Annotated in this window: 17 protein-coding genes; 3 read left to right on the forward strand and 14 right to left on the reverse strand. The window is 66.6% G+C overall.

The features are described 5' to 3' along the window. Positions 1-61: 61 nt before the first annotated feature. The 9 genes from F3I16_RS19115 to F3I16_RS19155 form a co-directional block, all read right to left on the reverse strand. Complete coding sequence (locus tag F3I16_RS19115) at positions 62-1420, reverse strand: DUF1329 domain-containing protein (protein WP_160495118.1); 1359 nt, start codon at positions 1418-1420, stop codon at positions 62-64. Between the two features lie 393 nt (positions 1421-1813). Then, positions 1814-3184, reverse strand: coding sequence for a DUF1329 domain-containing protein (locus tag F3I16_RS19120; protein ID WP_160495119.1), 1371 nt, complete (start codon positions 3182-3184; stop codon positions 1814-1816). Positions 3185-3242: 58 nt separating this feature from the next. Continuing rightward, positions 3243-5159 carry a DUF1302 domain-containing protein gene (locus F3I16_RS19125; RefSeq protein ID WP_160495120.1) on the reverse strand — a complete coding sequence of 639 codons (1917 nt, stop codon included), beginning with the start codon at positions 5157-5159 and terminating at the stop codon, positions 3243-3245. A gap of 438 nt (positions 5160-5597) precedes the next feature. After that, complete coding sequence (pepN, locus tag F3I16_RS19130) at positions 5598-8255, reverse strand: aminopeptidase N (RefSeq protein WP_160495121.1); 2658 nt, start codon at positions 8253-8255, stop codon at positions 5598-5600. Positions 8256-8269: 14 nt separating this feature from the next. Next, positions 8270-9100 carry a DUF2797 domain-containing protein gene (locus tag F3I16_RS19135; RefSeq protein ID WP_178116692.1) on the reverse strand — a complete coding sequence of 277 codons (831 nt, stop codon included), beginning with the start codon at positions 9098-9100 and terminating at the stop codon, positions 8270-8272. A gap of 9 nt (positions 9101-9109) precedes the next feature. Then, complete coding sequence (locus F3I16_RS19140) at positions 9110-9373, reverse strand: YeaC family protein (protein WP_160495122.1); 264 nt, start codon at positions 9371-9373, stop codon at positions 9110-9112. Between the two features lie 40 nt (positions 9374-9413). Beyond that, positions 9414-10277 (reverse strand): rhomboid family intramembrane serine protease, encoded by an 864-nt coding sequence (locus F3I16_RS19145; RefSeq protein ID WP_160495123.1) that lies wholly within the window; start codon positions 10275-10277, stop codon positions 9414-9416. After that, positions 10274-11248: a metallophosphoesterase gene (locus F3I16_RS19150; RefSeq protein WP_160495124.1), complete on the reverse strand. Its 975-nt coding sequence runs from the start codon at positions 11246-11248 to the stop codon at positions 10274-10276. Before F3I16_RS19150 ends, F3I16_RS19145 begins: the two co-directional genes overlap by 4 nt. A gap of 1 nt (position 11249) precedes the next feature. Next, positions 11250-12137, reverse strand: a complete 888-nt coding sequence (locus tag F3I16_RS19155; RefSeq protein WP_160079512.1) for an NAD(+) kinase — start codon at positions 12135-12137, stop codon at positions 11250-11252. Between the two features lie 84 nt (positions 12138-12221). On the opposite strand from F3I16_RS19155, the gene F3I16_RS19160 reads away from it, so the two are divergent. Further along, positions 12222-13169, forward strand: coding sequence for a DUF1853 family protein (locus F3I16_RS19160; RefSeq protein ID WP_256670235.1), 948 nt, complete (start codon positions 12222-12224; stop codon positions 13167-13169). 95 nt (positions 13170-13264) lie between these two features. Here the strand turns inward: F3I16_RS19160 and F3I16_RS19165 are convergent, their stop codons facing one another. The 5 genes from F3I16_RS19165 to F3I16_RS19185 form a co-directional block, all read right to left on the reverse strand. Continuing rightward, positions 13265-14374, reverse strand: coding sequence for a cyclic nucleotide-binding domain-containing protein (locus F3I16_RS19165; protein WP_160495126.1), 1110 nt, complete (start codon positions 14372-14374; stop codon positions 13265-13267). A 39-nt stretch (positions 14375-14413) separates the two neighbouring features. Beyond that, positions 14414-15358, reverse strand: coding sequence for a pyridoxal-phosphate dependent enzyme (locus F3I16_RS19170; protein ID WP_160495127.1), 945 nt, complete (start codon positions 15356-15358; stop codon positions 14414-14416). Continuing rightward, positions 15358-16740 carry a chromosome partitioning protein ParA gene (locus tag F3I16_RS19175; protein WP_160495128.1) on the reverse strand — a complete coding sequence of 461 codons (1383 nt, stop codon included), beginning with the start codon at positions 16738-16740 and terminating at the stop codon, positions 15358-15360. The genes F3I16_RS19170 and F3I16_RS19175 overlap by 1 nt, the downstream gene beginning before the upstream one ends. A gap of 208 nt (positions 16741-16948) precedes the next feature. Then, positions 16949-17380 carry a nuclear transport factor 2 family protein gene (locus F3I16_RS19180; RefSeq protein ID WP_160495129.1) on the reverse strand — a complete coding sequence of 144 codons (432 nt, stop codon included), beginning with the start codon at positions 17378-17380 and terminating at the stop codon, positions 16949-16951. A 63-nt stretch (positions 17381-17443) separates the two neighbouring features. Beyond that, entirely contained in the window at positions 17444-19477 is a 2034-nt protein-coding gene (locus tag F3I16_RS19185; RefSeq protein ID WP_160495130.1) for an NADPH-dependent 2,4-dienoyl-CoA reductase, read from the reverse strand. A 148-nt stretch (positions 19478-19625) separates the two neighbouring features. Between F3I16_RS19185 and F3I16_RS19190 the strand changes: the two genes are divergently transcribed. Continuing rightward, positions 19626-20603, forward strand: coding sequence for a hydrolase (locus F3I16_RS19190; protein ID WP_160495131.1), 978 nt, complete (start codon positions 19626-19628; stop codon positions 20601-20603). Continuing rightward, the gene (locus F3I16_RS19195; RefSeq protein ID WP_160495132.1) at positions 20600-21637 is read left to right on the forward strand and encodes an AraC family transcriptional regulator; all 1038 of its coding nucleotides are present in this window, start codon (positions 20600-20602) and stop codon (positions 21635-21637) included. Before F3I16_RS19190 ends, F3I16_RS19195 begins: the two co-directional genes overlap by 4 nt. The last annotated feature ends 72 nt before the right edge of the window (positions 21638-21709 follow it).

Raw genomic sequence — 21709 nt, forward strand, 5'->3', positions numbered from 1 at the left:
TTGCCCGACAGCGGGCCGAGGTCGCAACAACGCGTGCGGCCTCGTCCACTGTAGCCGGTTCTCAGCGGGTGCCGAGGCGGCGCAGAGTCGCCACCGAGAAGTGGTTGGCTTCCGGAACTGGCTGACTGAAGTCGCTGGTGCCCCGCTCTTCGTTGTCCAGGTTCTGCACGTAGTAGCGCCCGGACTGCAGGTCATGGAACACATCCAGTGCGGACCAGGTGGTCGGCAGCTCGTAGTAGTTCTTCAGATAGGCCAGCGAGACGCGCCACAGTTCGCCGCGGCTGTCGTACTGGTCGACCGCGGCCACCTGCCAGCTGTCCTCGTCGAGGTACAGGGTGCGTTTGGCATAGATATGCCGGGCACCGGGCTTGAGCTTGCCCTCCACCACCCAGACCCGGTGCAGCTCGTAGCGGGTGAACTGCGGATCGAGATGGCCCGGCTTGATCAGCTGCTCGTACTTCACGTCCGGGCTGGACAGCCGGTAGTTGTTGTAGGGGATGTAGATCTCGCGCTTGCCCAGCAGCTGCCAGTCGTAGCGATCCGGCGCGCCGTTGAACATGTCCTTGTCGTCCGCGGTCATCAGGTTGTCCGCGGTGCTCAGGGGCGTGTCATAGGCCACGTTCGGCGCCCGCCGCACACGGCGCTGGCCGGCGGCATAGGCCCAGGCCTGGCGTGCCTGCTCGACCTGATCGAGGGTCTCGTGCACCAGCAGCGCACCACCGGCCAGACGCGCCGGCGCCTTGGTCTCCGCCATGTAATAGAACAGCAGGTTATCCAGATCGGCGGCCGAGCCGTTCTGCTGGTAGTAGTTGAACAGCGCCTCCTGGCGCACGGTCACCAGGCCATAGCTGCCGTTGCGCTGCACGCTGGCATCCGAGGACTGGCGCACCGCATAGGTGCCGCGGTAGCGCACGATGTGGTTCCACAGCGCTTCGACGCCATCCTTCGCGATCGGGAAAGGAATGCCGCCATAGGCCCCGGAGAAACCGTTGCCGTCCTTCAGCAGCTTGGCCTCGGTCGCGTTCTTGCGGGTGTTGTCATACACCCACTGCGGCGCCGATGCGCTGCGCCGGGTCGGGTAGACCGGGATCTGGAAGCTCTCCGGATAGGCCTCGAACAGGGCGATCTGGCCCGCGGTCAGGTTGCCCCGGTACTGCTCCAGGTTGGCCTGGGTGATGCTGAACAGCGGCTTGTCGTCCGCGAACGGATCGACATGGTGGCGCCCGGCGCCGGCGTAGCCCGCCGGCGGCTGGGTGATGCCGCCGCTCCAGGCCGGAATGGTGCCCGCGGCATTCGCCGCCTTGTCGCCGCCCAACGGGGTCAGGCTGCTCCCCAGTTTTTCCGCTTCCTGCGGCGACACGGCCGCCATCGCATTCGACAGGCACACCAGCAGGCCCGCCGCCAAAACTCCTTTCAACATTCCGTTGCTCCCTTCGTTCAGGCCAGCTGAGCCGGCCGCTGCTACCCATCACCGCCAGGCTGCGGCGGAAACCGCATGCGTTGCGCAAGACCTGCCGCGCCACCCGGCATACCAGGCGCGCGCATGGTACAGGGCATTGTCGGTGATGACCCAGTGGCGAGCTGGCAACCTGCCAGCTCGACCGCGGCGCAGTTAAGCAGATTGGCAGCGGCAAAAGCGCCGAGCAGCGCACGCGCGAAGGCGGCGACCAGGAAGTCCGAAACAGGCCGACAGGTCAGGCGAAAAAATGTCGGCACGGTCACAGACCGTGCCGCAAAGGGCCGCTCGAGCGAGCGACCGGAGTAGCACGTGGGCGCGACGCAGGCTAGGCCTGCACCGGGGTGCAGGAAAAACTCAGCGGGTGCCGCGACGGCGCAGGGCGGAAGGCGTGAACTGGCTGTCCTCGGGCATTTTCTGGAAGAAATCGACGGTGCCCGGCTCCTCGCTGTCGAGGTTCTGCACGTGATAACGGCGGCCCTGCAGGTCGTGGTAGGCCTCCATCGCCGACCAGGTGGTGGGCAGGTCGTAGTAGTTCTTCAGGTAGGCGATCGACACGCGCCACAGTTCGTTGCGCCCGTCGTACTGGTCGACCACCGCGGCCTGCCAGCTGTCCTCGTCGAGGTACAGGGTGCGCTTGGAATAGATGTGTCGCGCACCGGACTTCAGGGTGCCCTCGACCACCCACACCCGGTGCAACTCGTTGCGGGTCAGTGCCGGGTTGAGGTGGCCGACCTGCAGCAGGTCGGCGTACTTCACCCCCGGCGCGGAAATCCTGTAGTTGTTGTAGGGAATGTAGATTTCCTTCTTGCCCAGCAGCTTCCAGTCATAGCGATCCGGGGCCCCGTTGAACATGTCGGTGTCGTCGGCGGTACGCAGGCCCTCGGAGGCGGCGATCGGCGTGTCGTAGGCCAGGTTCGGCGCCCGCCGCACGCGGCGCTGGCCGGCGCTGTAGGCCCAGGCCTGGCGCTGTTCCCGGACCTGGTCGAGGGTCTCGTGGACCAGCGCCGCACCGCCGGCCAGGCGCGCCGGGCTCTTGGTGAAGGACAGGTAGTAGAACAGGATGTTGTCCAGGTCGGCGTAGGCGCCTTGCGGGTCGTAGTAGCGGAACAGCGCCTCCTGCTCCGAGACCACCGGCGAATAGGCGCCATTGCGCTGCACCGCCACTTCCGCCGAGCGCCGCACGATGTAGCTGCCGCGATAGCGCACGACATGGTTCCACAGCGCCTCGACGCCGCTCTGCGGGATCGGGAAGGGAATCCCGCCATAGGCATCGGCGAAACCGTTGCCGCCATCCAGCAGCTTGGCCGTGGCGGCATTGCGGATGCTGTTGTCGTACACCCACTGCGGCGCCGAAGCGGAGCGCCGGGTCGGGTAGACCGGCATCTGGAAGCTGTCCGGGTAGCTGTTGAACAAGGCGATCTGCCCCGCCGTCAGCCGGTTCTTGTACTGCTCCAGATTGGCCTTGGTGATGGTGAACAGCGGCTTGTCGTCGGGGAACGGATCGACATGGTGCTGCCCCTTACCCTGGTAGCCGGCCGGGGCCTGGGTGATGCCGCCGGTCCAGGCGGGAATGCTGCCGTCGGCATTGCCGGCCTTTTCCGCACCGAAGGGCGTCAGGCTGGAACCCAGCTTGGCGATGTCCTGGGGCGCCACCGCCGCCAGTACGCTGCTGGCGCAGAGCGCGAGGGTGAGCGCCGCGCCGATCCGCGTGGACTTGTTGAGCATGGTGTTTCTCCGTGATCAGTCGGGGCCGGCCGGATATGCGCCGGGCCCGCGCAAGGGATTAGAAGGAGTACTTGAGGTTGAGCCCGAGGTTGTCGCGGTCGCGGCCGCTGTTGTTCTGCCCGCCACCGTAGAACTCGGTGTATTGCAGCTCGGCTTCCAGGTTGTTCAGGTAGCTGGCGCGCAACCCGAGCGAATAGGCCATGGCGCCCTCGACGAAGTTGCCGGTCTGGTGCGAGTTGCCCTGGAAGTTGTGCTTGAACACGCCGAAGGGCGCCAGGTTGACCCCGGCATAGACGTCGTTCCAGGTCCCGTACAGGGCCAGGGTGTAGCCGTAGGCGTCGCGATCGAGCTGATCCTCGTCGCCGTAGCCGGACACATAGGCGCCGTTGGGCCGACCGGCGAAACCACGCTCGGAACCGTCATAGGCGGTGTAACTCAGGTCGCTGCCCCGCACATGCTCGGAGGCCAGTTCGGCCACGCCGAACAGCGAGTCGAAGCCGAGCCCTGCGCCGAAGTTGTAGATGGTCCCCAGCGAGGCGTTGTAGGCCTCGACCCGCTCGTAGTTGTGGAAGACGGGGCTGCGGCACAACTGCTTGCCGGAGATATCGGCACAGGCCTGATCCCCCGCCACGCTGCCATCGTAGATGTCGGTGCCACCGAAGATGCCCTGCCCCAGCAGATCGCCGAGCAGGTCGTTGGTGGCACTGATGCCCACCGGCAGATTGGGCCGGTAGGCCAGCTCACCGAACACCGAAGCCTCGCCGATGGTGGTGTTGAAGCTGAAGCCGTAGACGCGGATATCCTCCACGTACTCACGCCGGGCGATGGCGTTGCTGGCGGCGTCGAAGGTGGCTATCGCCGGGGCGAACGGTCCCTGCGCCGCGCCCAGGGCAGCCATGTCGACGCCTTGATAGGCGCCCATGTCCACGGCGATCTGCGGCTCCTTGGCGTGGTAATTGATGTAGTACAGACCGAATTCGGTGAGGTTCAGCTCCTCGGCCACATAGCGCAGGGCGAAGCCGTACTGGCCGTCGTTCTTGGCGTTGATGTCACCGCCGACATTGGCCACCTTGAACACGTTGTGCTCCGGATCGAGATAGGCGTTCGGCCCGAAAGGCCCGTTGCCCACCAGACCGGAGGCCACCTCGTTCAGGTAGCCCGCCATCACCGTACCGACCAGCGGGTTGTCATACGCGGTGTAGGCCGTATTGCCGCCAGCGGCGAACAGATCGGTCTCGGAGAAGTAGGTGCCCACCGGGTCGATCGCACTCTCCTTCCAGTTCCATTGGTAGAAGGACTCCAGCGACAGGTTGTCGGTCAGGCCGATGTTGAAGTTGAAGGCCTCCACCGGTACCAGCACCTCCTTCAGCTCCGAGCCCGGCAGACGGAACTTGGCGGCATCCACCGGGTTGGTGGTGTTGATCCCGCCGCGATAGAAGATGCCCTCGCCCCAGTTGAATACCTGGCTGCCGACCTTAACGGTCAGCGGCATATCGCCCACATCCCAGTTGCCGAACAGGTAGGCGTCGAGAATCTGTGCATCGCGCCCGGCCTTGTGCCGGGTCTCGTTCGTGAAGCTGTTGTCGTCGGGGTAGCTCTGGCTGGGACGGTAGTCGTCGTTGTCGTTGCGCTTGTCCATGATCTGCGTGTCGTAGAACGCGGTGCCACGCACGAACAGACCGTAGTTCTGGTAGTTGGCCTCCAGCTCGGAGGTGAGCTTGAACACCTCGGAGACCAGCCCGGTGTCGAAATTGCGATTGCCGTCGTTGCCGTTGGTGTCGTCGTTGGTCTTGTCGCGGCCCTGTACGCGCCACAACTGTCCGTAGGAAACCGTGGTGTCGAGCGAACCGGTGATCTGATCCTCGGCGAGGCTGAATTCCACCGCCTGGGCTGGCAATGCCAGCAAGCCGGCCAGGGCAAAACCCGCACGAGCGGGTGCCAGACCCAGTGAAGCGTTGCGCAAGGGCATATCCATTTGAAGCTCCATGGATTGTTCGTTCTTGTTATGGGCGCATGCTCATCTGCAACCGGTCGCTCAATGCGCGGGCTGCAAATGCGTGGCAACTGCCAATACAAGATCGATACCAGAAGCGCTCCGGCCTCCGGTCTTTTTTCAGGCGAGCGCGAGTGCCGAAAAAGCCGGGCAGAGACTGCTTAAAAAACCAGCAGGGAAGACAAAATATTCTGCATTGTCCCGATCCGACCGTAGGTTTGGCGCAATCGAACCTTGAGTAATCTGGCGGCTTTTTGGAGGTAAAAAGCCCAGTAAAACCGGGCCTTTCAGGGGAGAAAACTGATCAGGCGGAAAGGAAACAGAATGGCGCGCAGCGGTAACAGATAACGCTACCAAGCAAGCGCTAGGTAACACTGTTTTCGACCCTTTCCCGCCTGCAGGAAAGGGCCGCAAACAGCATCAGGCGAGGCTCTTGCTGACCACCTCGAACACATCGCTGGACAGCTCGCCGGAGGCCAGGATGCGCTCCAGCTCACCGCGCATCAGCGCCTGGCGCGAAGCGTCGTACTTGCGCCAGCGGGTCAGCGGGCCCAGCTGGCGCGAGGCGATCTGCGGGTTGGAAGCGTTCAGGCTGATCACCTGATCGGCCAGGAAGCGGTAGCCGCTGCCGTCGGCCGCATGGAAGTTGATCAGGTTCTGCCCGGCGAAGGCACCGATCAGCGCACGCACCTTGTTCGGGTTCTTCATGGTGAAGGCCGGGTGCTGCATCAGCGCCTGCACCCGCACCAGGCCACCCGGCAAGGTGCTGGCGGCCTGCACGCTGAACCACTGATCCATGACCAGGGCGTTGTCCTTGAAGTGCTCGGCGAAGGACTTCAGTGCCTCGCACTTCTCCGCTTCAAACGACGAGTTGACCAGCACGGCCAGGGCGGCAAGGCGTTCGGTCATGTTGTCGCAGACCTCGAACTGCTCCAGGCAGGCGGCCAGCACTTCGGCCTTGCCGGTCAGCATCAGGTAGGACAGGGCAATGTTCTGCAGGCTGCGGCGGGCGAAATGCGCCGACTCGGCGACATAGGCCGTGCTGCGCGACAGCTCGCGGTTGACCTGGTAGCGCGCCCACAGTGGCGCGAACAGCGCGCTGGCCAGCTCGCCGCGGGCGAACTCACGGGCGGCGTGGATGGCCTCGACATCGGCCACTTCGCTGATTTCGGTGAGGTAACCCTCGCCCGGCAGCGAGAGCATTTCGGCGACCATGGCCTGATCCAGGCTGGCGTTCTCCAGCACGCTGCGCAGCGCCGTGACTAGGCGCTGATCGAGCACCAGCGCCTCGCCGCGCTGATGCTGGCCGATCAGCTCCTGCAGCACCTGCACGGACAGCTGTTGGCCAGCCTCCCAACGGTTGAAGCCGTCGCTGTCGTGCTGCATGAGGAACATCAGCTGGTCGCGGCTGTAGGGGAAGCTCAGCTTGACCGGCGCGCTGAAGCCGCGCAGCAGCGATGGCAGCGGCTTCGCTTCGAGATTGACGAAGGTGAAGGCCTGCTCGGCCTGGGTCACCTGCAGCACGCGCGAACGGCCGACCGGCTGGTCCTCACCGACCAGCTGCAACGGCAGCTCGCGGCCCTCGGCATTGAGCAGCGCCAGCTCGACCGGGATGACGAACGGCTGCTTGTCATGCTGCCCCGGCGTGGCCGGGCAGCTCTGGCGGAATTGCAGGCGGTAGCTGTTGGCCGCCGCGTCGTAGCTCTCGCTGACCTCCAGGCGCGGCGTGCCGGCCTGGGTGTACCAGCGCTTGAACTGGCTCAGGTCGACGCCGCTGGCGTCTTCCATGGCCTGGACGAAGTCGTCGCAGGTCACCGCCTGGCCGTCGTGGCGCGCAAAATACAGGTCCGAGCCTTTGCGGAAGGTCTCCGCGCCGAGCAGGGTGTGGATCATGCGCAGCACTTCGGAACCCTTCTCGTAGATGGTCAGGGTGTAGAAGTTGGAGATTTCCATGTACGCATCCGGGCGCACCGGGTGGGCCATCGGGCCGGCGTCCTCGGCGAACTGGTGGGTGCGCAGGTAGGCTACGTCCTCGATGCGCTTGACCGTGCGCGAGTTCATATCGGCGCTGAACTCGGCGTCGCGGAACACGGTGAAGCCTTCCTTGAGCGACAGCTGGAACCAGTCGCGGCAGGTCACGCGGTTGCCCGACCAGTTATGGAAGTATTCGTGGGCCACCACCGCTTCCACGCGCTGGTGGGCGGCGTCGGTGGCGGTCTCGGCGCGGGCCAGCACGCAGCTGGAGTTGAAGATGTTGAGGCCCTTGTTCTCCATGGCGCCCATGTTGAAGTCGTTGACCGCGACGATCATGAAGATGTCCAGGTCGTACTCGCGGCCGTACACCTGCTCGTCCCACTTCATCGACTTCTTCAGGCTGTCCATGGCGTGCTGCACCTTGTCGATGTTCTCCGGCTCGACATAGATGCGCAGGGTCACTTCGCGGCTGCTCAGGGTGGTGAAGCGGTCTTCCACGCACCAGAGGTCGCCGGCGACCAGGGCGAACAGGTAGGCCGGCTTCATGAACGGGTCTTCCCAGGTCGCCCAGTGGCGCCCGTCGCCCTCGCTGCCGCTGGCGATCGGGTTGCCGTTGGACAGCAGCACCGGGTAGCTGTGCTGCTCGGCGCTGAGGGTCGTGGTGAACTTGCTCATCACGTCCGGGCGGTCGAGGTAGTAGGTGATCTTGCGAAAGCCCTCGGCCTCGCACTGGGTGCAAAACATGCCACTGGACTTGTACAGGCCTTCCAGCGCGGTGTTGCTCTCCGGGTGGATGCGCACGCTGCTGTCGATGACGAAGCGTTCCTGGGTCGGCTGCAGGGTCAGGTGGCTGTCGCTCAGCTGGTAGTCGGCGGCCGTCAGTTCGCGGTCGTCCAGTTTGAGCTCCAGCAGCTCCAGCTGCTGACCATCCAGCACCAGCGGCGGCAAGCCGGCGCCGCAGGCCGGGTTGCGGCGCATCACCAGCTGGGCATGCACCAGGGTGTGATCCTCGTACAGCTCGAAAGTCAGGTGGGTCTCGTCGATCAGGTAGTCGGGGGCCTGATAGTCCTTGAGGTAGATCATTTTCGGCTGTTCGGTACGCATCGGCTTGTGGCCTCTTATTCGGTGAGTACGGCGACCTGGTAGGCCGTGTATTTGCGCAGGTTGATCACGCCCGTGTCGAGGATCAGGTACTGGCCCTTGATGCCCTTGAGGATACCCTCCACCACCGGGGTCTTCTCCAGGTCGTGGCTGGCCACCTTGGTCGGGTAGGCCTCGACCGGGTAGCGGATTTCCACCACCTCGGCATCGCCGAGCGGCTGGATCGCCTGCAGGCCGAAGCGCTGCTGCAGCGCGCTGATGCCTTCGGCGCAGCTGCTCATCAGCTGCTCGCGCACCGCTGGCAGGTCCACCGGCACGGCATCGCCCTTGAGCAGCGCGCGCCAGTTGGTCTTGTCCGCCACCTGGCTGCGCAGCAGGTCTTCGACGAAACCGGACTGCTGGCGGGTGGCCACGCGGAAGATCGGCAGCGCCTGGCTGGCGCCCTGGTCCAGCCAGCGCGTGGGAATCTGGCTGGCACGGGTGATGCCGACCTTGATCCCCGAGGAGTTGGCCAGGTAGACCACGTGATCGGTCATGCAGAACTGCTCGCCCCACTGCGGCTCGCGGCAGGTGCCAGCATCGTAGTGGCAGCGCTCGGGGCTCATGATGCAGCTGTCGCACTGCGCCAGCTTGGTGAAACAGGGATAGCAGTAGCCCTGGGCGAAGCTTTTCTTGGTCTTGCGCCCGCAGTGGCAGCAATGGATGGCGCCGAGGAACTCCAAGCGGATGCGCTGGCCCAGCAGCGGGTTGACCGGTATTTCCCGCTCGTCCAGGCGAAAGCTGTACTGCACCGGCGCATCCAGGCGCGCCGCCATCTTGCTCAGCGCACCGCGCCCTAACTCATTCATCGAGCGCTCTCAGTGCAGCATGTCATTGGACTTGAACAGGAGGTTCGGAATCGGCTCGGCATGCGACTCGCAGGCCTGCTCGCCCATGTAGCCGGTGCGCTCTTCCTCGGGGAGGTTCTGCGCTTCCCAGGCGATCATCGCCTGCAGCGACAGCTCCTTCTGCTCCTGGCTGAGCTTGCGGCCATCCGGCCACTTGCCGATTTCCACCGCCAGTTTCAGGTTCTGGTAGATCTCGGGGGTGATGTTTTCGATCATTTCGGCAAAGGACGACATCGGCAACTCCAACAGCAAATCACGGAAACAGGCGGTCAGTTTACCGGCGCGCACGCGCCAGTGCACCGCCCAAGAGGCCAGCGGCACATCCGGCCAGCAAGCCGCCGACATGTGCGGCGTTGGCGATGGCGCCGAAACCGAGCAGATCGATGGCGCCGCTCAGGCACACCAGCAGCCAGATCAGCATCATCGCCAGCACCCCGCGCGGCAAGGCGTAGGCCGGGGTCGGCGCCAGCAGCTGGAAGATCCAGCAGTAGCCAAGCAGGCCATAGAGCACCCCGGACAGGCCGCCGAACAGGCCGGCACCGCCGAAGCCGAACTGCGCCAGATTGGACAGCAGGCTGAACACCAGGCTCAGGCCGAGCAGCAGCAAACCGCCCTGGCGCGCCTCGATGCGCCGCCCCAGCTCCCAGTACCACATGGCGTTCATGGCCAGGTGCAGCCAGCCGAAGTGGATCAGCATCGGCGTGACCAGGCGCCACCACTGCCCGGCCTGTAGGCTGTCCTGCCAGGGCGTGAAGTAGGCGTACTGGCCGGCGATCCGGTAGTCCTGGAAGGTCAGCCAGTGCATGGCGGCGTGGTTGCCACCCAGCCCGGTGAGCGCGGCAACGATCAGGGTGAGCAGCAGCATCAGCGCGGTCAGCGGGCTGGCGCGCAGCTGGCTGAGGATGCCCGGGCGCGTCGAGCGTTGCTCGCCTACGGGTAACGCCTCTCCCCCGCCGCCCTGCGGGTAGCGCTGATACAGCCCGCGCACGCCTTCGGCCTGGGCTTCGTCGGCCACCCACAGCACCTGCTCGCCGGACTCCTCGCTGACCCGGTGTGGCACCCGCAGCTGGCGCAACAGGGCGATAAAGCCGCTCAGGTCCTCGCCCAGGGGCCGGCGCAGGGCCGCCACGGCGCTCATCGCGGGGCCTCCGGCGGATCGACCTCGACCCAGACGAACTTGTCCGGATCGATCTGCGTTTCCTCGTCGAGGCGATAGGCCACCAGCTTGCCGGCCATCACCGCGCTGTAGTCCAGGCAGGCCAGGTTGGCGCGAATCGGCGCCGGGCGGCCCCGGCGCCAGTAATGGCCGACGAACAGCATCGGCTGGTCCAGGCCGTATTGCAGCAGGCGGTTGCGGTCGGCCGGCGACAGCGGGGTGCGGGCCACGTCCTCGGGCAGCGCATCGGGCTGGAACACCACATCGCCGTAGGTCTGCGGGTTGTCTTCCCAGAACTTGGTGCGAAAGAAGGCGCGGCTGAAGCCCTCCTCGCTGGTCAGGGTCAGGCCCTGGGGCAGGCGCATGTCGGTGCCGCGCAGCAGGCGCTCGAACACCCGGTTGGCGAAGCTGCCGGGCACCGCCGAGGCCTGGACGAAGGCCGGGTCGATGCGCCCGTCCGGGTACTGCTTGCGCAGCCCTTCGATCAGCCCGCCGTCCCAGCAGGCATGCACCAGGCGGAACCGCCCGGCGTCGAGGAACAGCGGCAACTGGTAGAACCAGGCGAGGAAATCGTGCCAGTCGCCGGGATGGCCCTCGAACTGCTCCAGGGTCTGCTGCAGCAGGCGCTTGTGCCGCGGCGTGTGCTCGCGCACGAACTGCCGGCGGCTGTCGGCCGGGGCCGGAGTGACCCAACCGAGGGCGTTGTACTCGTGGTTGCCCATGATGCACAGCGCCTGGCCGGCGGCGACCATGTCGTGGACCAGGTGCAGCGCCTCGCGGATGTGCGGGCCGCGGTCGATGATGTCGCCGAGGAACAGCGCCATGCGCCGCGGGTGACGCCAGACACCGGCCTGGCGCTGGTAGCCCAGCTGGACCAGCAGACGCTCCAGGCTATGGGCACAGCCGTGCACATCGCCGATCAGGTCGTAGCCGCGGGCCGGGTCGAGGTACATGTCAGTCCTGCCCACCGAGGCGGCTGCCCCAGCCGAGCTTGGTGCGGCAGGCCTCGTAGTAGTTGTGGTCGAGCGGGTGGATCAGGCGCAGCTTCTGCGGCTTCTTGGCCACCGTGATGGTGTCGCCGGGGGCGCAGGTGAAGTGGTTCTGGCCATCGCAAGAGACCAGCGGATAGATCGGCAGGTCGGCGGCCACCACCACCTTCAGCTCGCTGTTGCCATCGACCACGATCGGCCGGCTGGACAGGGTGTGCGGGTACATCGGCACGATGACCATGGCGTCCAGCTTGGGGTGCATGATCGGCCCGCCGGCGGACAGCGAATAGGCGGTGGAGCCGGTCGGCGTGGCGATGATCAGGCCGTCGGCCTTCTGGCTGCAGACGAACTGGCCGTCGATGTACAGTTCGAATTCGATCATCTTGGTCGACTTGCCCGGGTGCAGCACCACGTCGTTGAGCGCGTCGCCCTGGCCGATGGCTTCGCCGTGGCGGCGCACTTCGGCCTCCAGCAGGAAGCGGCTCTCTTCGAGGAAGTTGCCTTCGAGCACCCCGGCGACCTTCACTTCCAGCTCGTCCGGACGAATGTCGGTGAGAAAGCCCAGGCTGCCGCGGTTGATGCCGAGCACCGGGATCTGGTGACGGGCCAGGGCACGCGCGGCGCCGAGCATGCTGCCGTCGCCGCCGACCACTATCACCAGGTCGCAGACTTCACCCAGCAGCTTGCGCGACGAGGTCTGCAGGCCGTGGCCGGGCAAGGCCTCGGCGATGGTGTCTTCGAGGATCACGTGCAGATGACGTTCGAGCAGGAAGTTTTTCAGGCGGCGGATGGTATCCAGCGCCTGGGAGCTGCCCAGACGACCGATGATGCCGATATTGCGAAATTGCTCCATGGGGCGCTCTGCAACGGGAGGAATGCCCGGATTATGGGCGAAAGGCCGGCACAGCGGCAAACCGGCCTCGGCTATGCTCGGCAAATGAACAGCCTGCCCCTACTCGACGAATTGCTCGGCCAGCTGCGCCAGCCCCAGGTACGCGACCTGGCCTGGACCCTGCTCGCCCCGCCGCTGCTGCACGCTGACGCGCAGCTGCCACTGCGCCACCCGCTGGCCGCCAGCATCTGGCTGGCCGAGCCACGGCTGCTGAGCGACTGGCTGCTGCAGCAAGAACGGGACAGCTCAGCCCTGCTGCACTTTCTCGCCGGCGGTTCCAGCCGCCTGGGCCGCTACTACGAACGCCTCTGGCAATTCGCCCTGCAGGCGGCGCCGGATGTGCAGTTGCTGGCCGCTAACCTGCCAATCCGCGCCCAGGGCAAGACCCTCGGCGAACTGGATCTGCTGCTGCGCGATGACGACGGCGTGCATCACCTGGAGCTGGCGATCAAACTCTACCTCGGGCCACGCCGGCACCCCGGCGAAGATCCCGGCCACTGGCTGGGGCCGGCCAGCGAGGATCGCCTCGGGCTCAAGCTGCAGCATATGGCCGGGCACCAGCTGCAGCTATCGGCAACGCCGCAGGCGCGCAGCGCCTTGGCCGGCATCTGCCAGGAAGCGCCGTGCCCTGGCCTGTGGCTGAGCGGCTACCTGTTCTATCCCTGGACAGGCGACTGCCATGCACCTGTCGGCGCCGATTCGCGGCATCTGCGCGGACGCTGGTTGCATCGGCGGGAATGGGCGGACTTCACCGAGCAGGATAAAGAGGCGCACTGGCAGCTTCTGCCGCGCCAGGCCTGGCTGGCGCCGGCACGCCTGGAGGCGGATCAGCTATGGAGCGCCGGCCAGCTGGCCGACTGGCTGCGGCAGTTGCCCGCCGACGCTCCCGCGCAACTGCTGGTGCGCCTGCAGCCGGGTGTCGAGGGTGACTGGCGGGAAGCCGAGCGGGCCTTCTTGGTCAGTGACGACTGGCCGAGCCGCGCTTCCCCATAGGAAAGCGCGACCTATCGCCGCGCTGGTGGAGAAGCCCAGCGTGATCCACCCTGCACAGCCTGAGCGGCCACCGCAGCCGCCGTCTGCCCTGTCGCTCAGTGACTGCGCTCGGTGCGCCCACCGGAGCGCGCCAGGTAGCCGGGACCGCTCTCGCACAACAGAGCATCGCGCTGGATCGGCGGCAAGGCATCCAGGCCGTCGCGCAGGGCATAGGCGCTGAAGCCCAGCTGCGAGAGGAGAAATACCGCACTGGCGCTGCGCTTGCCGCTGTCGCAGTAGCACAGGTAGGTCTTGCCCTTGTCCAGCAGGCGCGCCTTCAGGCGCAGCAGGTGCAGGGGCATGTTCAGGCTGTGCTGGGCATGGGAACGTTCGTACTCGTCCTGCAGGCGCACATCCAGCCACTGCGCGCCGCTGCCGAGCAAACGCGCGGCCTCGCCGAAGGACACCTCGTCGACCACCGGTGCCTTGAGCAAGGCGAAGAAATCCTGGCGATCCAGGCGCAGCACCACGCCGGGCTCCAGCAGGGTGACGCTGGCATTGCGCGGCAGGTCGGAGAGCAGCGCCTCCTCGCCGAAGCAGGAGCCGATCTCCAGCTCGGCCAGCACCTGGCGGGCACTGTCGGCACCGCGAATCACCTCGGCACGCCCACTCTTGAGAAAGTAGCAGCAGTCGCCCGTCTCGCCCTCGACCAGCACCCGGCTGCCGGCCGGCAGGTCGATCGGGTGCAGACGCTCGAGCATCTCGCGCACGTTGGCCGGCGGCACCTTGGCGAATAGCGGGTTTTCCAGCAGACGCTCCAGCCATTCGCTGTCTTCGCCATTGCCGGACAGCTCCAGCAGCAGGTCCTGGTAGGCCAGGCGCCAGGTCAGCAGCCGTCCCAGGGTGGCGCTGTCCAGCGCCAGCACGCTGGCATCGCTCAGCGCCCGCGCCTCGTGCAGGCGTGGCAGGCTCGGTGACAGCGGGTGGCAACTGGCGGCCGTGCCGGCCTGCAGACGCTCTTCCTGGCCATCCGCCGCGCGCAGCAGCAGTTCGCCGGAAAGCAGGTAATAGGTGGTGCGGGCCTGATCGCCCTGGCGGAACAGCAGCTGCCCGGCCAGCACATGCTGCGGCACCAGCTGGCTGCGCAACTCCCGCCACTGCTGCTCGGACAGCACGTTGAGCGGAGTGAAACTGCGCAACTGCTCGGGGTTCAGGGGCTCACTCATCAGAACCTATCCTTCAATTATGCTTGCCGGCACCACGCTTCAGCGGCCAGCCAGATCCTGCAGGCGCTGCGCCACGGGCCGGCGCCCTTGCAGCCCACCCGTGTGCAGGAACAACAGACGGGTGCCTGGCGCAAAGTAACCGGCCTCAACCTCGCGGCGCAATGCCAGCAGCGCTTTCGCCGTGTAGACCGGCTCCAGCGGCACGCCGGCCTCGGCTTCCGTGGCCAGCAGGAAGCCCAGCAACTCATCGTCGATCCGGGCGAAGCCGCCCCGACTGGCATCCAGCAGACGATAGCCGACGGCGGCCTGACCGGCCTCACCCAGCAACCTGGCCACGGTGCTTTCCACACCGTGCCCGGCGGGTACGGCCATGGCGCCGTGCACCGGGCGGCGACCGCCCTCGGCCAGCACCAGCCCGGCCAGGGTGGTGCCCGTGCCGGCCGCCAGCCACCAGCCCTGGTAGTCGGCCCAGCCGAACTGCGCCAACTGCTGGCGGGCCAGTTCGACGATGGCGGCACAGGCCTGCGCCGCCGCCAGCCCGGCGCCGCCCTCGGGCACCGGCTGCAGCTGCGGATAACGCGCAAGCCAGGGCGCCCAGAAGTCCGCTCGATGGCGCGCGCGATAGCCGCCGTAGCCCAGCCAGTGCAGGTGCATGCCCAGAGCCTGCAGATCGCGGCTGGTCGGGGTGTCCTGCGGCTCGCCGCGCAGCAGCCCCACCGTGGTGAAACCGAAACGCCGGCCGGCGGCTGCCAGGGCATGCAGATGATTGGAGTGGGCCCCGCCCAGGCTGATCAGGCCTTCAGCCCCGGCGGCTGCGGCGGCGTGCAGGTGCGGCTGCAGCTTGAACCACTTGTTGCCGGAAACCAGCGGATCGAGCAGGTCGAGGCGCAGCACCGCGACCTCGACGGCGGCGGCACTCAGCCAGTGCAGGGGTAACGGCTGCAGGGGCGCGCCAGGCGCCCAGTGCGGGACACGCAGCGGCACTAGCCGACGGTACGCAGACGGCTGCCAGCCTTGTGCCGGGCACAGCAGTTGGAGTCGCCGATGATGAAGCGGCTGGGGGTTTCCACCCGGTCGATCGGTATGGCGCAACGGGCACCGGAAGGCAGGCTGGCCTCGCAGGTCGGCTGCTGATAATGGCTCAGCCACTGGCGGTACTGCGCCTCGGAAACGAAGCACTTGGCCGCGGCGTAGCTCATCGGGTTGTCCTGGTAACGGGCGATATCCTGCAGCGGGATGGTCAGGTGGCCGGCGCCCGGGTGGTAGACCACGAACACCACGCCGAGTTTGGCCAGACGCTCGAGAATCTGCTCGCCGCCCTGGCTGGCGAACTCGTCGCGCTCGCGCTTGAGGCGCTCCAGCTCCTGCTGCAATTGCGCGTCCTGCTCGCCGCGGTAGGCCAGCTCGACGTCGCGCACGGCCACCTGTTCCTTGTATTCGGCCACCGCCGCGGCGACCTTGGCTTGCAGCTCGCTCTCGAACTGCGAGCGCAGGATGTCCACCTCGGTACGCCCGTGGCGTTCCAGGGCGCGCAGCTGCTGGGTCATTTCCTCGCGATTCTTCTGCAGGATATCGCCCTGGCCGTTCAGCTGCTCCTTCAGGGTGGCATTCAGCTCTTCCTGCTGGCGCAGCGCCTGGTGCAGGTTGTGGACTTCGGTCTGCAGGGCGCGCTGCTGTTCCTCGCCGGCCAGCCTGAGGCGCGCCAGCTCCTCTTCGTGTTGCTTGCCCAGGGTGCTGATGCGCAGGCGCTGCTGCTTGATCAGCTGGGCGGTCTTCAGGCGATGCTCCTGGTCCTTGCGCTCGGCCTGCTGCAGCGCCAGCTGCTGGGCCGCATCGCGCTCGGGATCGGGCGCCTGCCACTTGTCCTCGGCGACCATGTGCAGGCGCTCGGGCAGCACCACGGCGGCCGAATCGTCCTCCACCAGGATGCCCAGGGCATTGCGCTTGACTGCGTCGCGCAGCAGCACTAGGTCGTTCTTGCCGGGGGCCAGGCTCGGGTCCCACAGGTGCATCTGGTGCCAGGACACCGGGCACTGGCTGCGGCAGGCCAGACGAATCGGCCCGGCGCCCATGTCCGGGCCGCGTCCGGCATTGTCGGCGAGATGGCGCAACGGCAGGTTCCAGCCCTTGTCGGCGGCGCCCTTGTCGTCAAAGTCCAGGTAGAAGAACACCACGGCGCGAATCATCAGGCGCGGGTTGATCAGCAGGTAGGCCATGCGCACCTGCTCGTCGGCGAACTCGGGCATGTTCACCACGCCATCGAGCAGAGCCTCGAACTCGGGGAAAAACATCTCCTTGCAGACACCGCGCTGTTCGCTGAAGAACATCACGGCTTCGACCATCTGCGGCTTGTTCTGCATGCTCATGACGTTCCTCGCGGCACCAGGCTGATACTTACTGTCTTGCGGGCCTTCTTCCTGGGCACGCGAAAGCGGTAAAACAGGCACTGCTCCCTGCCTCGGGCAAGTCTAGGGGAAAATGCAAAGCGGGCAATGTGATTGGGTTGGCAGTCACCCCGCCAGCCAGCCACGAACGGCCATCGGCAGGGTGAAACTGTGATGCGGTCGGGGACAATCAGGCCGGTTTGCCCGCCAGGAAAGGCGCCAGACGCCGGCCCATCTCCTCGCCGAGGGCCTGTAGGCCGCTCATCGGACGGATCATCACCTCGAACTCGACGATCTTGCCCGTCTCGTCGAAGCGGATCATGTCGATGCCCTTGAGCTCGCGCTCGCCGACCCGGGCGCTGAACTCCAGCACCACGCTCAAGCCATCGGCGCTGGCCAGCTCGCGGTGGTAAGCGAAATCCTCGAACACCTGCAGCACGGTATTGAGGATCAGGTTGACCATCGGCGCGCCAGGATAAGGGGTGTGCGCCATCGGCGAGCGGAACACCGCCTGCGGGTGCAGCAGCTCGGGCAGCTGGCGCAGGTCTTGGGCCTCGATGAACTGATGCCAGCGCTGCAGGGTGGCGCAGGCCGCCGGTTGCAGTTGAAGATCGGTGGACATGGGTTTCTCCTTGTTATTGTCAGCCACATGCAAAACGCCCCGCACTGGGCGGGGCGTTTGCTATCAGAGCTCGGCGGCGAGGCGCGAGCCCTGGTTGATCGCCCGCTTGGCGTCCAGCTCGGCAGCCACGTCGGCACCGCCGATCAGGTGCACGCTCTGCCCGGCGGCAACCAGACCATCCTGCAGCTCGCGCAGCGGGTCCTGGCCGGCGCAGACGACCACGGTGTCCACCGGCAGCACCTGCGGCTCGCCTTCGCCGATGCGAATATGCAGGCCGGCGTCGTCGACCTTGAGGTACTCGACCGAGTTGAGCATCTGCACGTTCTTGTTCTTCAGCCCGGTGCGGTGGATCCAGCCGGTGGTCTTGCCCAGGCCGTCGCCGACCTTGGTCTTCTTGCGCTGCAGGAGGAACACTTCGCGCGCCGCCGGGTGCACTTCGGCCTTGATCCCCGCCACGCCGCCACGGGCCTCCAGTGCGCCGTCGATGCCCCACTCCTTCCAGAACGCCTCGCGATTCTGGCTGGTGGCCTCGCCCTGGTGGGTGATGAACTCGGACACGTCGAAACCGATGCCGCCGGCACCGATCACCGCGACCTTCTGCCCGACCGGCTTGCGCTGCAGGATGGCATCCAGGTAGCTGATCACCTTGGCGTTGTCGATGCCTTCGATGGCCGGGGTACGCGGGGCGATACCGGTGGCCAGGATGATCTCGTCGAAGCCGCCCTTGACCAGGTCGTCGACGCTGACGCGGGTATTCAGGCGCAGGTCGACGCCGGTGGTTTCCAGCTTGCGCTTGAAGTAGCGCAGGGTCTCGAAGAACTCTTCCTTGCCCGGCACGCGCTTGGCCACGTTGAACTGGCCGCCGATCTCGCCGGCCGCGTCGAACAGGGTCACGCTGTGGCCACGTTCGGCGGCCACGGTGGCGGCGGACAACCCGGCCGGGCCGGCGCCGACCACGGCGATCTTCTTCACCTGGGTGGTCGGAATGTAATTCAGCTCGGTCTCGTGGCAGGCACGCGGGTTGACCAGGCAGCTGGTCAGCTTGCCGCCGAAGGTGTGGTCCAGGCAGGCCTGGTTGCAGCCGATGCAGGTGTTGATCTCGTCGCTGCGGCCGGCGGCGGCCTTGTTGACGAACTCCGGGTCGGCGAGGAACGGACGGGCCATGGAGACCATGTCGGCATCGCCTTCGGCCAGCACCTGCTCGGCCACTTCCGGGGTGTTGATGCGGTTGGTGGTGATCAGCGGGATCGACACTTCGCCCTTGAGCTTGGCGGTGACCTTGGTGAAGGCCGCACGCGGCACCTTGGTGGCGATGGTCGGGATACGCGCCTCGTGCCAGCCGATGCCGGTGTTGATCAGGGTGGCGCCGGCCTGCTCGATGGCCTTGGCCAGCAGGACGATCTCGTCCCAGGTGCTGCCGCCCTCGACCAGGTCGAGCATGGACAGACGATAGATGATGATGAAGTTCGGGCCGACGGCCTCACGCACGCGACGCACGATCTCCACCGGCAGACGCATGCGGTTCTCGTAGCTGCCGCCCCAGCGGTCGGTACGGTGGTTGGTGTGGGCGGCAAGGAACTGGTTGATGAAGTAGCCTTCCGAACCCATGATCTCGACGCCGTCGTACTCGGCCTGCTGGGCCAGCACGGAGCAGGTGATGAAGTCCTGGATCTGCTTCTCGATGCCTTCCTCGTCCAGCTCTTTCGGCTTGAACGGGTTGATCGGTGCCTGGATGGCGCTCGGTGCCACCGATTTCGGGCTGTAGGCGTAGCGACCGGCATGCAGGATCTGCATGCAAATCTTGCCGTCCGCCGCGTGCACGGCGCGGGTGACGATCTTGTGCTTCTCGGCTTCCTCGGCGGTGGTCAGCTTGGCCGCGCCGGAGTACACGCCGCCTTCCTCGTTCGGGCCGATACCGCCGGTGACCATCAGGCCGACGCCGCCGCGGGCGCGCTCGGCGAAGTAGGCCGCCATGCGCTCGAAGCCGTTCGGCTTCTCTTCCAAGCCGGTGTGCATGGAGCCCATCAGGGTACGGTTCTTCAGGGTGGTGAAGCCGAGATCGAGCGGCGCCAGCAGGTGCGGATAGTGGGCGGTCATGGAGTTCTCCAGAGCAGGCTTGAACAGTTCACGGGGTGCCGCGGTCTCAACAGGAGCGCGGTCGGTTGTGCAGCAGAAGATAAAGAGCGGCAGACGGGCACTCAATGATCAAAACTAACAACTTATTGATCGAAAATAGCAGCCCGACTTGGCTTTGCCGGCCCACTCCCCTACCCTGAGCGACGAACCCATCATCATCACCGCCATGCGTACTCTGCTCTCCCTGCTGCTCGCCGGCCTGCTGCTCGGCCTCGCTGGCACCTATGCCTTGTGGCTGCACGACAACCCGCCCAGCCACTACCTCACCGACTTGCGCAGCGATATCGAGCAACTGGGTGGACCGGCCGGCCGGCACGGCAACCTGCTGAGCCTCAACCCCGCCCTGTTCCCCAGCGACTACAGCAGCCCCGCGCGACTCGCCCACAAGCTCGACAGCGCCTTGCTGCATGCCCGCGACAACGGCCTGCTGACCCCGCAAACCGTGGTGGTGCTGCCCGCCCAGATCGGCACCTGGCTGCTGCTGAGCGACGAGAAGCCGCAGGTCTATGCCGCGCGCAGCCTGCGCGAAGCCCGCCCGCTGCTGGCGCTGAACAACCCGCTGAAGCTGCTGCGCAGCTGGTGGTTCAGCGAAGCGGCCTCGCTCGACGAACTGCTGCTGCGCATGAAAGCCCAGCAGTCGGCAGACGACTACCTCGAGCTGTTCGCCCAGCTGGCGCGCAAGCACGCACTGACCCTGCACGCCGGCAGCATCACCCTGCCGGAACCGCGCCTGATCGACGGGCGCATCGTCACCGGCCACGGCGAACTGCACGACTTCGGCCTGAGCTTTGCCGCCGACGGTCGCATTCTCGGCCCGGCGCGCAGCCAGACCCTGCTCGCCAGTAGCGCCACCCCGCAGACCTTCGAACAGGTCCTGGGCGACGACCGGCTCAGCACCCGCGGCAACGGCGGCAGCGGCCCGCTGGTCGAGACGGTCAGCCTGCGCCGCCAGCACAGCACCGCGGCCGGCGTGACCGTCCTGCGCGGCCGCCTGTGGCCCCTGCAAACCGACCGCCTGCAGCTGCAGCTCACCGCCGCCTCGCCGGACAGCCACAGCAAGCTGCTGAATTTCTGGATCGCCCCATGAAAAGCCGGCGCGTGCGCCTGGGCGACCTGTCCGTGGGTTTCATCCACGGCCTGATCGCCGCCGTGCGCGAAGCGGGCCAGGACCCGGAGCCCCTGCTGGCCCAGTTCGGCCTGGACGCCGCCCGCTTGGCCGAACCCCAGGGGCGCCTGTCGATCCCGCGCTACATGCGCCTGGGCCACGCCGCCATGCAGCTGTGCGGCGACCCGGCCCTGGGCCTGGCCATGGGCCGCCTGAGCCACATGGGCCAACTCGGCCTGGCCGGCGTCACGGCGGCCCAGGCCCCGACCCTGCGCGAAGCGGCGCGGGTGCTGACCCGTTTCGAGCCGCTGTACGCGCACAACTACCGCGGCCAGTCGAGCTTTCACGAGGACAGCCGCGGCGCCTGGCTGCGCTTCTACTCGATCAGCCCGTACAACGCCTACAACCGCTTCGTGGTCGACTCGGTGCTGGCCGGCTGGTACAGCCACCTGAGCCAGCTCGGCGGCGCCGCCCTGAAGGTGGAGAAGGTCGAGATCGAATTCCCCGCGCCCAGCTACGCCGAGCGCTACAGCGAGCTGTTCGGCTGCCCGGTGGAGTTCGCTGCCGGCGCCAACCAGCTGCGCCTGGAGCAACCGACCCTGGCCGGGCGCGGCCTGGCCCACTGCCCCAGCACCTGGCAGCAACTGCTGGCGCTGTGCGAACGGGAACTGGAGCAGCTGACCCGCACCCGCAGCCTGCGCGAGCGCATCACACGCCTGCTCGGGCCATTGCTGCATGGCCGGGAACCGGATCTGGAGGAAGTGGCGGCCCGCCTGCAACTGCCGGTGTGGACACTGCGGCGCAAGCTGGCGGAAGAAGGCACCCAGTACCGAGCGATTCTCAACGACACCCGCCGCGATCTGGCCATGGCCTATATCAGGGATACCGAACTGGCGTTCGGCGAAATTGCCTATCTGCTCGGCTTCGCCTCGGCGGAAGCCTTTCAGCGCGCCTTCAAGCGCTGGAGCGGGCAGACTCCGGGAGAGTTCCGCCGCAGCCAGCGCCTGCAGGCCTGACGGCGCTCACAGCTCGGTGGCGTCTTCGGCGGGTTCCGCCGGGTCGCGCTCATCGGCGTGGCAGTCGAGCAG

The sequence above is a fragment of the Pseudomonas sp. L-22-4S-12 genome (assembly GCF_009799935.1).
Lineage (GTDB): Bacteria > Pseudomonadota > Gammaproteobacteria > Pseudomonadales > Pseudomonadaceae > Aquipseudomonas.

Bases quoted from the DNA above. Each gene is read 5' to 3' on its own strand.
- F3I16_RS19195 (WP_160495132.1), top strand. From the start codon at position 20,600: ATGAAAAGCCGGCGCGTGCGCCTGGGCGACCTGTCCGTGGGTTTCATC.
- F3I16_RS19160 (WP_256670235.1), top strand. From the start codon at position 12,222: ATGAACAGCCTGCCCCTACTCGACGAATTGCTCGGCCAGCTGCGCCAG.
- pepN (WP_160495121.1), bottom strand. From the start codon at position 8,255: ATGCGTACCGAACAGCCGAAAATGATCTACCTCAAGGACTATCAGGCC.
- F3I16_RS19165 (WP_160495126.1), bottom strand. From the start codon at position 14,374: ATGAGTGAGCCCCTGAACCCCGAGCAGTTGCGCAGTTTCACTCCGCTC.
- F3I16_RS19175 (WP_160495128.1), bottom strand. From the start codon at position 16,740: ATGAGCATGCAGAACAAGCCGCAGATGGTCGAAGCCGTGATGTTCTTC.
- F3I16_RS19135 (WP_178116692.1), bottom strand. From the start codon at position 9,100: ATGAATGAGTTAGGGCGCGGTGCGCTGAGCAAGATGGCGGCGCGCCTG.
- F3I16_RS19150 (WP_160495124.1), bottom strand. From the start codon at position 11,248: ATGTACCTCGACCCGGCCCGCGGCTACGACCTGATCGGCGATGTGCAC.
- F3I16_RS19115 (WP_160495118.1), bottom strand. From the start codon at position 1,420: ATGTTGAAAGGAGTTTTGGCGGCGGGCCTGCTGGTGTGCCTGTCGAAT.
- F3I16_RS19125 (WP_160495120.1), bottom strand. From the start codon at position 5,159: ATGGATATGCCCTTGCGCAACGCTTCACTGGGTCTGGCACCCGCTCGT.
- F3I16_RS19155 (WP_160079512.1), bottom strand. From the start codon at position 12,137: ATGGAGCAATTTCGCAATATCGGCATCATCGGTCGTCTGGGCAGCTCC.
- F3I16_RS19180 (WP_160495129.1), bottom strand. From the start codon at position 17,380: ATGTCCACCGATCTTCAACTGCAACCGGCGGCCTGCGCCACCCTGCAG.
- F3I16_RS19145 (WP_160495123.1), bottom strand. From the start codon at position 10,277: ATGAGCGCCGTGGCGGCCCTGCGCCGGCCCCTGGGCGAGGACCTGAGC.
- F3I16_RS19120 (WP_160495119.1), bottom strand. From the start codon at position 3,184: ATGCTCAACAAGTCCACGCGGATCGGCGCGGCGCTCACCCTCGCGCTC.
- F3I16_RS19185 (WP_160495130.1), bottom strand. From the start codon at position 19,477: ATGACCGCCCACTATCCGCACCTGCTGGCGCCGCTCGATCTCGGCTTC.
- F3I16_RS19140 (WP_160495122.1), bottom strand. From the start codon at position 9,373: ATGTCGTCCTTTGCCGAAATGATCGAAAACATCACCCCCGAGATCTAC.